Source organism: Methylobacterium sp. WL116 (assembly GCF_008039455.1).
Lineage (GTDB): Bacteria > Pseudomonadota > Alphaproteobacteria > Rhizobiales > Beijerinckiaceae > Methylobacterium.
This window is the reverse complement of sequence record NZ_VRUV01000150.1, coordinates 1-9,055: the sequence shown is the minus strand read 5'-3', so window position 1 is coordinate 9,055 and position 9,055 is coordinate 1. Positions and strand designations below refer to the sequence as shown.

Genomic DNA, 9,055 nt, shown 5'->3' with positions numbered 1-9,055 from the left:
GGCCTCGTGGGCCCGCAGATGGGTAAAAGAGCCAGCCCCCGTCCACGGGCGGGCCGACGCAGGCGGCCCGCCCTTGAACGGGGCGGGCCGCCGCCGATCTTAAGGCGGCCATCGAACCGCCGGCCGCCGATCGGCGGCACCCGACAGCACCGGAAACGCGTTCTTGAAGAGGTCGATCATGCACCCCGCCGCGAGCGCGCCCGCGCATCCCCTCGCCCGGTTCCGCCGCTCCGCGCGGTCCGTCGCCGCCGCGATCCTGATCGCATCCTCGTCCGTGGCGATGCCGGCCTATGCCAAGGGGCCGGATTCGCTCGCCGACCTCGCGGAGAAGGTCGACGACGCAGTGGTCAACATCTCGGCGTCGACCACCGTCGAAGCGCGCCCCGGCAACCGCGCCGGCCCGCAGCTGCCGCCCGGGACCCCGTTCGAGGACTTGTTCGAGGAATTCTTCAACAAGCGCGGCGGGCGCGGCGGACCGGAGCAGCGCGGCGAGAGCGACAACCCGCGCCAGCAGCGCAAGTCGAGCTCGCTCGGCTCCGGCTTCATCATCGACGCGTCCGGGATCGTGGTGACGAACAACCACGTCATCGGCGACGCCAACGACATCCAGGTGATCCTGCACGACGGCACGAAGCTGAAGGCCGAGATCATCGGCAAGGATTCCAAGATCGACCTCGCCGTGCTGCGCGTGAAGCCGACGGCCGAGCGCCCGCTGAAGGCGGTGCCGTTCGGCGATTCGGACAAGATGCGCGCCGGCGACTGGGTCATCGCGATCGGCAACCCGTTCGGCCTCGGCGGCTCGGTGTCGGCCGGCATCGTCTCGGCGCGCGGCCGCAACATCGAGTCCGGTCCCTACGACAACTACCTGCAGACCGATGCGGCCATCAACAAGGGCAATTCGGGCGGCCCGCTGTTCAACATGGACGGCGAGGTGATCGGCATCAACACGGCGATCCTGTCGCCGACCGGCGGCTCCGTCGGCATCGGCTTCGCCGTCCCGTCGAGCTCGGCCAAGCCGGTGATCGACCAGCTCCGCGAGTTCGGCGAGGTCCGTCGCGGCTGGCTCGGCGTGCGCATCCAGAACGTGGACGACGCCACCGCCGAAGCGCTCGGGCTGAAGGGGGGCGCCAAGGGCGCGCTGATCGCCGGCGTCGACGAGAAGGGGCCGGCCAAGACCTCGGGCCTCGAGGTCGGCGACGTGATCGTCAAGTTCAACGGCACGGCGGTGAAGGCCTCGAGCGACCTGCCGCGCATCGTCGCCTCGACCCCGGTCGGGCAGAAGGTCGACGTCGTCGTCGTCCGGAAGGGTGAGGAGAGCACCAAGGCCGTGACGCTCGGCCGTCTCGAGGACAGCGACAAGCCGCAGCTCGCCAACCTTCGCCAGCCCGAGGCCGAGAGCGCCACGCGTCAGGCGCTCGGCCTCAACCTCTCGGGCCTTACCGACGAGCTTCGCCGGAAGTACAGCATCAAGGACGGCGTGAAGGGCGTGGTCGTCACCCGCGTCGACCCGAACTCGACCGCGGCCGACAAGCGCATCCAGCCGGGCGAAGTCATCGTCGAGGTCGGGCAGGAGGCGGTCAACACGCCGGCCGACGTGACCAAGCGCGTCGAGGCTCTTCGCAAGGATTCCCGCAAGTCGGTGCTTCTGCTGGTCGCCAGCGCGACTGGCGACGTCCGGTTCGTGGCGATCGGCCTGGACTGACCTTTTCGCGAAGATAACGGCACGAACCGACGCCGCCGCCTGATCCGGGCGGCGGCGTTCTTTTTGGTGGCGGACGAAAGCTGGCGGATGCCTTGCCCGCAAGGACCGAACCCGTCACCCTTCGCATCCGGCGGATGCCCGCGCGCGAGTCGGCCGCCCCCGTGAACGCCATCGCCTTCGATACGTTGAAGTTCGCGCGCAACCTGCACGAGAAGGCTCACCTCACGCCGGAGCAGGCGGAGGGGATGGCGGACGCCATGTCCGAGGTGTTCGCCAGCGGCATTCCGACCAAGACCGACATCGCGGATGTCCGGCACGACATCGAAGCGTTCCGCGTGACGACGCAGGCCGACATCGTCGCGGTCCGACATGACATCGATGCGCTGCGCTTCTCGACGAAGGCGGACATCGATGCCCTGCGTCTAGCAACCCGCGTGGACATTGCGACGGCGAAGTCCGACATCATCAAGTGGATGTTCGGGATGATCGGGTTCCAGACGGTCGCGATCCTCGGCGCGGTCGTCGCGCTCGTCCGCAGCCTGCACTGACGGCGGTCAGGCGACGAACTCGCTCGCCATGTAGCCCTGCAGGTAGAGCAGCGCGCTCAGGTCGCCGTGCTCGATCCGGGCGCGCGCCGCGGCGGCCACAGCCGGCTTCGCGCGAAACGCCACGCCGAGGCCCGCTTCGCCGAGCATGTCGAGGTCGTTGGCCCCGTCGCCGACCGCCATCGTCTCCGCAACGTCCAGTCCGAGGCCATCGCGGAGCGCGATCAGCGTCGCGCGCTTCTCGGCACGCCCGACGATCGGGTCGTCCACCATGCCGGTCAGGCGCCCGTCCGAGAGACCGAGCCGGTTGGCGTGATGCTCGTCGAAGCCGAGCGCTTCGGCGATCGGCCCGGTGAACAGCGTGAAGCCGCCCGACACCAGGCAGGTGCGTGCGCCGTGCGCCTTCATCGTGTGCACGAGCGTGCGACCGCCCGGCGTCAGGGTCAGCCGGTCGCGGATCAGCGCGTCGACGACGCCGGCCGACACGTCGCGAAGCAGGGCGACGCGCTGGCGCAGAGCGGGCTCGAAGGCGATCTCGCCGCGCATCGCGCGCTCGGTGATCGCCGAGACCTGCTGCTTCAGGCCGATCGTGTCGGCGAGCTCGTCGATGCATTCCTGCTCGATCATGGTCGAGTCCATGTCCGCGAGGAACAGGCGCCTGCGCCGGTGGGCGTCCGCCGGCAGCACCGCGACGTCGATCGGCTCGCCCGCGAGCGCCGTCCGCAACCGCGCGGTGAACGCCGGCGCGGCGACCGCAGCCCCCGGCACCAGCAACTCGGCGGCGACCTCGCCGTGCAGGATGCGCGGCTGATGCTCGGTCGCGAGAACCAGGCGCGCCTCAGCCAGCACCGCATCGGTGATGGCGGGGCGGGCCTCGTTTGCTATCAGGGTCGCGACAAGGGTCATCGGAGCCGACGATTTCGTGTTGCCGCTTTCAAGTGCGTCGTCGCAGGGGCGGCCGGAGGCGATCCTCATTGCAGGGCCGACCGCGTCGGGCAAGTCGGCGCTCGCGACGGCGCTGACGCTCCGTCACGGCGGGATCGTCGTCAACACCGACTCGATGCAGGTCTACGCCGACCTGCGCATCCTCTCGGCGCGACCGGATCGGGCGGAGGAGGCAAGCGTCGCGCATCGCCTCTATGGGCATGTCGACGGGGCGGTGAACTACTCTGCCGGGCATTTCGCGCGGGACGCCGCGTCGCTGCTGGCCGGTCTCGACGGGCGACTGCCCGTCTTCGTCGGCGGAACCGGGCTGTACTTCCGCAGCCTGGAGGAGGGCCTGTCCGACCTCCCGCCGGTGCCGGAGGCCGTGCGCGCCGCGATCCGCTCCGAGAGCGAGGGCCGCCCGACCGAGGCGCTGCACGCCGATCTCGCCGAACGCGACCCCGCCGGCGCCACCCTGTTGCGGCCGAGCGACCGCGCCCGGGTCATGCGCGCGCTCGAGATCCTCGCCGCCACCGGCCGGCCGATCGCCGCGTTCCACGGGCCACGCGTGCCCGGTCCGCTCGCGGGGCGAAGGCTGCTGAAGATCTTCCTGGCGCCCGAGCGCGAGCTGCTGCGCGCCCGCATCGACGCGCGCTTCCGCACGATGATGCAGCGGGGCGCCCTCGACGAGGTCGCGGTGCTGCGCGAGCGCCGCCTCGACCCGCTGCTGCCGGTGATGCGCGCCCACGGGGTGCCCGGCCTGATCGCGCATCTCGACGGCGCGATCGGGCTGGAGGAGGCGATCGTGCGCGGGCAGGCCGACACCCGCCGCTACGCCAAGCGCCAGTTCACCTGGTTCCGCCACCAGATGGGAGCGGAGTGGCGCTGGCTGGCGCCCGAGGCGGCGATGGCGGAAATCGGCTGAGGGATCTCAGCGCTCCAGGCGCGCGACGAGGCTCGACGTGTCCCAGCGGTTGCCGCCCATGGCCTGGATGTCGGCGTAGAACTGGTCGACGAGGGCCGAGACCGGGAGCTTGGCGCCGTTGCGGCGCGCTTCGTCGAGCAGGATGCCGAGGTCCTTGCGCATCCAGTCGACGGCGAAGCCGAAATCGAACTTCCCCGCGTTCATGGTCGAGCCGCGGTTCTCCATCTGCCAGGAGCCGGCGGCCCCCTTCGAGATCACGGAAAGCACCGCCTCCACGTCGAGCCCCGCCTTCTTGGCGAAGTGCACGCCCTCGGACAGCCCCTGGACGAGGCCGGCGATGCAGATCTGATTGACCATCTTGGTGAGCTGGCCCGCCCCGACCGGCCCCATCAGCCGGCAGGCGCGCGCATAGGCGCCGATCGCGCTCTCGACCTTGTCGTAGCAGCCCTGGCCGCCGCCGCACATCACGGTGAGCATGCCGTTCTCGGCGCCGGCCTGGCCGCCGGAGACCGGGGCGTCGATGAAGCCCAGCCCCTTCGCGGTCGCGGCCTCGGCAAGCTCGCGGGCCACCTCGGCCGAGGCGGTGGTGTGATCGACGAAGATCGCACCGGCCTCCATGCCGGCGAGCGCGCCGTCCGGACCGAGCACGACGCCGCGCAGGTCGTCGTCGTTGCCGACGCAGGCGAAGACGATCTCTGCGCCCTCGGAAGCCTCGCGCGGCGTCGGCGCATGCGCGCCGCCGTTGGCCGCCACCCACGCCTCGGCCTTGGCGGCCGTGCGGTTGTAGACGGTGACCGAGTGGCCCTTCTTGACCAGGTGTCCGGCCATCGGGGCGCCCATGACGCCGAGCCCCAGGAACGCGACCTTCGCCATCATCCGTCTCCGTCTCGTGTGCTGCTGGAGCGGTCTAGGTATCGCGCACCGCAGCGTCAAACCGCGGCGCCGACGATGCGAAGCGGATCGCGACAACGCCGCGCGGTTGTCCACTCGCTGCCGCGATGGGGATTTTCCTCAATCCAAAATTGCGGCATCACGCGCGGGATCGTCGGCCCCCGAGTGCCGGCTTCGGGAGTGGAACGATGGGCGCGATCGGTAGGCATGGCCCCTGGGCCCTGGTCGGTGCGTTGGGGGCGGCGGCGCTCGCCATCGTCGCCGTCGAGCGCGGCGAAGCGGTGAACGCGCTCTGGCTCGTCGTCGCGGCGGTCTGCGTCTACCTCATCGCCTATCGCTACTACGCGCTGTTCATCGCCGAGAAGGTGATGCGGCTCGATCCCAAGCGCGAGACGCCGGCCGTCCTCCACAACGACGGGCTCGACTACGTCCCGACGAACAAGAGCGTCCTGTTCGGCCACCACTTCGCGGCGATCGCCGGTGCCGGTCCCCTCGTCGGCCCGGTGCTGGCCGCGCAGATGGGCTACCTGCCCGGCCTGCTCTGGATCCTCGCCGGCGTCGTGCTCGCCGGCGCGGTGCAGGACTTCATGGTCCTGTTCGTCTCGATGCGGCGCGACGGGCGCTCGCTCGGCGAGCTGATCCGCACCGAGCTCGGCACCGTCCCGGGCATCATCGCGCTGTTCGGCACGTTCCTGATCATGGTGATCCTGCTGGCGGTGCTCGCGCTCATCGTCGTCAAGGCGCTGGCCGAGAGCCCGTGGGGCACCTTCACCGTGATGTCGACGATCCCGATCGCGATGCTGATGGGCGTCTACACCCGCTACATCCGCCCCGGCCGCATCGGCGAGGTCTCGATCCTCGGCTTCGTCCTGCTGATGGCGGCGATCTTCGGTGGCGGCGCGATCGCCGACAGCCCGGTCTGGGGCCCGGCCTTCACCTTCACCGGGACGCAGCTTTGCTGGATGCTGATCGGCTACGGCTTCGTCGCCTCGATCCTGCCGGTCTGGCTCCTGCTGGCCCCGCGCGACTACCTCTCGACCTTCCTGAAGATCGGCACGATCGTCGGCCTCGCGCTGGGCATCGCCTTCGTCGCCCCGCACATGCAGATGCCGGCGGTGACCAAGTTCGTGGACGGCACCGGGCCGGTCTGGGCGGGCCAGCTCTTCCCGTTCCTGTTCATCACCATCGCCTGCGGCTCGGTCTCGGGCTTCCACGCGCTGATCGCCTCGGGCACCACGCCGAAGCTGATCGCCAGCGAGGCGGATGCGCGCTTCATCGGCTACGGCGGCATGCTGATGGAGAGCTTCGTCGCGGTGATGGCGCTGGTCTCGGCCACCGTCATCGATCCGGGCGTGTACTTCACGATGAACGCGCCGGTCGCGCTCCTCGGCACGACGCCGGAGACCGCCGCCGCCGCGGTGACGAAGCTCGGCTTCCCGACCACGCCCGAGGTGATCGCTCAGACCGCCAGCGATGTCGGCGAGCGCACCATCGTCGCGCGGGCCGGCGGCGCGCCGACCCTCGCCGTCGGCATGGCGCACATCATCTCCAGCGCCATCGGCGGCAAGGCGATGATGGCGTTCTGGTATCACTTCGCGATCCTGTTCGAGGCGCTGTTCATCCTCACCGCGGTCGATGCGGGGACCCGCGCCTGCCGCTTCATGGTGCAGGACCTAGTCGGGCTGGCGGTGCCGTCGTTCAAGCAGACCAACGCCTGGGTGCCGAGCATCCTGGCGACGGCCATCGCGGTCGGCGCCTGGGGCTACTTTCTCTACCAGGGCGTGACCGACCCGCTCGGCGGCATCAACACGCTGTGGCCGCTGTTCGGCATCTCGAACCAGATGCTGGCCGCCGTGGCGCTGACGCTGTGCACGGTGGTGATCTTCAAGATGAAGCGCGAGCGCTATGCGTTCGTGACGATCATCCCGACCGCGTGGCTGTGCATCTGCACCCTCACTGCGGGCTGGCAGAAGATCTTCTCCGCCGACCCGAAGATCGGGTTCCTCGCCCATGCCGAGCGCTACGCGGGCGCGCTGGCGGAAGGCAAGGTGCTGGCGCCGGCCAAGGACCTCGGCCAGATGGGTCAGATCGTGCTGAACGACCGGATCGACGCGGTGCTCGCCGGGCTGTTCATCGGCCTCGTCGTGGCGATCGCCTGGTTCGGCATCGCCGCCTGCGTCAAGGCGCTGCGCACCGACCGCTGGACGGCCCTCGAGAGCGAAGCCCGCATCGTCGCGGCGGAGTAGGGCCGATGGAGGCCGCCCCGCAGAACCTGCGCGACCGCTGGAAGGCCCTGTCCAAGTGCTTCTGCGACGGCGCGCGGCTGATGGTGGGGCAGGGCGATTACGCGGCCTATGCCGCCCACGCCGCGCGGACGCATCCCGACCAGGCGCCGATGACCGAGATCGAGTTCTTCCGCCATCGGGAGAACGCGCGGTTCGGTGTCGGCAACACCAACGGATTTCGCTGCTGTTGACCATGCGACGGCGTGACGGACGTATCGTTCGAGGATGCGGCCCGGTCGCGGGCGGGAAACGCTTGACTCCGAACGGGCATTTCCCGTGAGTCAGGCGAGTGCGAGGTAGGCAATGAGCATCTTCCAGGACGCCATTCTGCGGTTCGGCCGGACGATCATGTCCTATGCCGGCGACGGCCTGTTTCTTGCTGCCGCGGTCTCGGCCGCGGCCAACGTGACGATCGCCGACGGCGACGTCGACGAGGAGGAGGTCGAGTCGGCGATCTCGGGCATGCGCGCCAACCCGATCCTCCAGAAATCCTACGACACCCTGCGGATCGAGCAGGAGCTGTACGAGGGCATCGCCCGCGCCAAGACCCGCGCCGGGCGGATCGAGAACCTGCGCCACGTCGCGGCCATCGCCGACCGGCCGCTCGACCAGCGCCAGGACATCTTCCTGATCGCCGCCGACGTTGCCGATTTCGGCGGCATCAGCGAGGTCGAGCACAAGGCGCTCGACGAGATCGCCGCCGCCCTCCAGATCGAGAAATCGGCCCTGCTGCGCTGACCGGCCGTCGATCGCAGGCCCGGAAGGGGATCCATGTCGCGGACCGGACAGGTTGCCTTCGACACCCGGCTCCGCGGCCTCACCGGGCTCGCGATCGTCGGGTTCCTGCTCTCGCTCGTCACCTTCGGCGTCTACCGCTTCTGGTACATGACCGACCTGCGGCGCTTTTTCTGGAGCCGCACCGTCGTCGACGGCAGCCCGGCGGATTACACCGGCACCGGGCGCGAGCTCTTTCTCGGCTTCCTCGCGGCCCTCGGGCTGCTGATCGTGATCTATGTCGGGCTGTTCGGCCTGGCGATCGCGCTGCCGAGCCTGGCGCCATACTCGGCGATCCTGTCCTTCGTCATCTTGTTCCTGCTCGGGCAGTTCGCGATCTACCGCGGGCGCCGCTACCGGGCGATGCGGACGCTGTGGCGCGGCATCCGCCTCGGCCAGGACGGCTCGGGCCTCGCCTATGCCGGCCGGGCCGCCCTGTGGTGGGCGCTGACGCTGGCGACGCTGGGCCTCGCCTTCCCGTTCATGCGCGCCGGCCTCGAGCGCTACCGCATCGCCCACACCCTGATCGGCACCAGCCGGATGGCGTCCGACGCGCGCGGGCGCGCGCTCTTCGGGCCTTGGCTGCTGTTCTACGCGGTGGCGCTCGGCCCGGTGCTCGCCCTGCTGCTGGCGTTGATCGCCGCCAACGACTTCGTCCCGCCGATCGACCTGATGCTGCCCAAGCCCGGTGGCAAGGGCGGCGATCTCATCCTCAACCCCGCCTATGCCGGCACCCGGATCGCAACCCTCGCCGTCGCGCTCGGGATCACCGCCGGCTGCTGCCTGCCCCTCTCGCTCCTGCTGGTACCGTTCTATCGGGCGCGCGAGACGCGGGTCTTCATGAACGCGGCGCGCCTCGGGCCGGTCCGCCTCGTCTCGACGCTCCGGGCGCGGCAATTCTACTGGCCCTACCTCGTCTACGCGCTGTCGCTTCTAGGCTTCGTCGTGGTGGTTGGCCTGATCGCGCTGCTCGCCGGCCTCGCCGCGCGGGCCGCGGGCGGCGACGGGC

The 9,055-nt window shown here is 70.1% G+C and carries 9 protein-coding genes; 7 read left to right on the top strand and 2 right to left on the bottom strand.

Translation table 11 applies throughout. The annotated features are described in order from the left end of the window. Positions 1–178: 178 nt before the first annotated feature. Both FV223_RS13035 and FV223_RS13030 read left to right on the top strand, forming a co-directional pair. Positions 179–1,702 (top strand): Do family serine endopeptidase, encoded by a 1,524-nt coding sequence (locus FV223_RS13035; RefSeq protein ID WP_147727451.1) that lies wholly within the window; start codon positions 179–181, stop codon positions 1,700–1,702. A gap of 161 nt (positions 1,703–1,863) precedes the next feature. Beyond that, positions 1,864–2,250 (top strand): DUF1640 domain-containing protein, encoded by a 387-nt coding sequence (locus FV223_RS13030; RefSeq protein WP_147727449.1) that lies wholly within the window; start codon positions 1,864–1,866, stop codon positions 2,248–2,250. Positions 2,251–2,256: 6 nt separating this feature from the next. Here FV223_RS13030 and serB read toward each other — a convergent pair whose 3' ends face one another. Next, on the bottom strand, positions 2,257–3,153 hold the full coding sequence (serB, locus tag FV223_RS13025; RefSeq protein ID WP_147727448.1) for a phosphoserine phosphatase SerB: 897 nt from the start codon (positions 3,151–3,153) through the stop codon (positions 2,257–2,259). 19 nt (positions 3,154–3,172) lie between these two features. Between serB and miaA the strand changes: the two genes are divergently transcribed. Continuing rightward, on the top strand, positions 3,173–4,096 hold the full coding sequence (miaA, locus tag FV223_RS13020; protein ID WP_246686352.1) for a tRNA (adenosine(37)-N6)-dimethylallyltransferase MiaA: 924 nt from the start codon (positions 3,173–3,175) through the stop codon (positions 4,094–4,096). Between the two features lie 6 nt (positions 4,097–4,102). On the opposite strand, the gene FV223_RS13015 is transcribed toward miaA, so the two are convergent. Beyond that, entirely contained in the window at positions 4,103–4,969 is an 867-nt protein-coding gene (locus FV223_RS13015) for an NAD(P)-dependent oxidoreductase (protein ID WP_147727450.1), read from the bottom strand. A gap of 206 nt (positions 4,970–5,175) precedes the next feature. Here FV223_RS13015 and FV223_RS13010 point away from each other — a divergent pair, with 206 nt between their 5' ends. From FV223_RS13010 to FV223_RS12995, 4 genes are all read left to right on the top strand, one after another. Continuing rightward, a complete protein-coding gene (locus FV223_RS13010) occupies positions 5,176–7,233 on the top strand; it encodes a carbon starvation CstA family protein (protein ID WP_147727446.1) in 2,058 nt (685 codons plus the stop codon). 5 nt (positions 7,234–7,238) lie between these two features. Next, the gene (locus tag FV223_RS13005; protein ID WP_147727445.1) at positions 7,239–7,463 is read left to right on the top strand and encodes a YbdD/YjiX family protein; all 225 of its coding nucleotides are present in this window, start codon (positions 7,239–7,241) and stop codon (positions 7,461–7,463) included. A 112-nt stretch (positions 7,464–7,575) separates the two neighbouring features. Continuing rightward, positions 7,576–8,010 carry a tellurite resistance TerB family protein gene (locus FV223_RS13000; RefSeq protein ID WP_147727444.1) on the top strand — a complete coding sequence of 145 codons (435 nt, stop codon included), beginning with the start codon at positions 7,576–7,578 and terminating at the stop codon, positions 8,008–8,010. Positions 8,011–8,043: 33 nt separating this feature from the next. Further along, positions 8,044–9,055 (top strand): DUF898 family protein (locus FV223_RS12995; RefSeq protein WP_147727443.1); only part of this gene is annotated, 1,012 nt, incomplete at its 3' end.

What these genes read in the sequence shown, in the direction of transcription:
- FV223_RS13005 (WP_147727445.1), top strand. Translation starts at nt 7,239, where the DNA reads ATGGAGGCCGCCCCGCAGAACCTGCGCGACCGCTGGAAGGCCCTGTCC.
- FV223_RS13015 (WP_147727450.1), bottom strand. Translation starts at nt 4,969, where the DNA reads ATGGCGAAGGTCGCGTTCCTGGGGCTCGGCGTCATGGGCGCCCCGATG.
- serB (WP_147727448.1), bottom strand. Translation starts at nt 3,153, where the DNA reads ATGACCCTTGTCGCGACCCTGATAGCAAACGAGGCCCGCCCCGCCATC.
- FV223_RS13035 (WP_147727451.1), top strand. Translation starts at nt 179, where the DNA reads ATGCACCCCGCCGCGAGCGCGCCCGCGCATCCCCTCGCCCGGTTCCGC.
- FV223_RS13000 (WP_147727444.1), top strand. Translation starts at nt 7,576, where the DNA reads ATGAGCATCTTCCAGGACGCCATTCTGCGGTTCGGCCGGACGATCATG.
- FV223_RS13010 (WP_147727446.1), top strand. Translation starts at nt 5,176, where the DNA reads ATGGGCGCGATCGGTAGGCATGGCCCCTGGGCCCTGGTCGGTGCGTTG.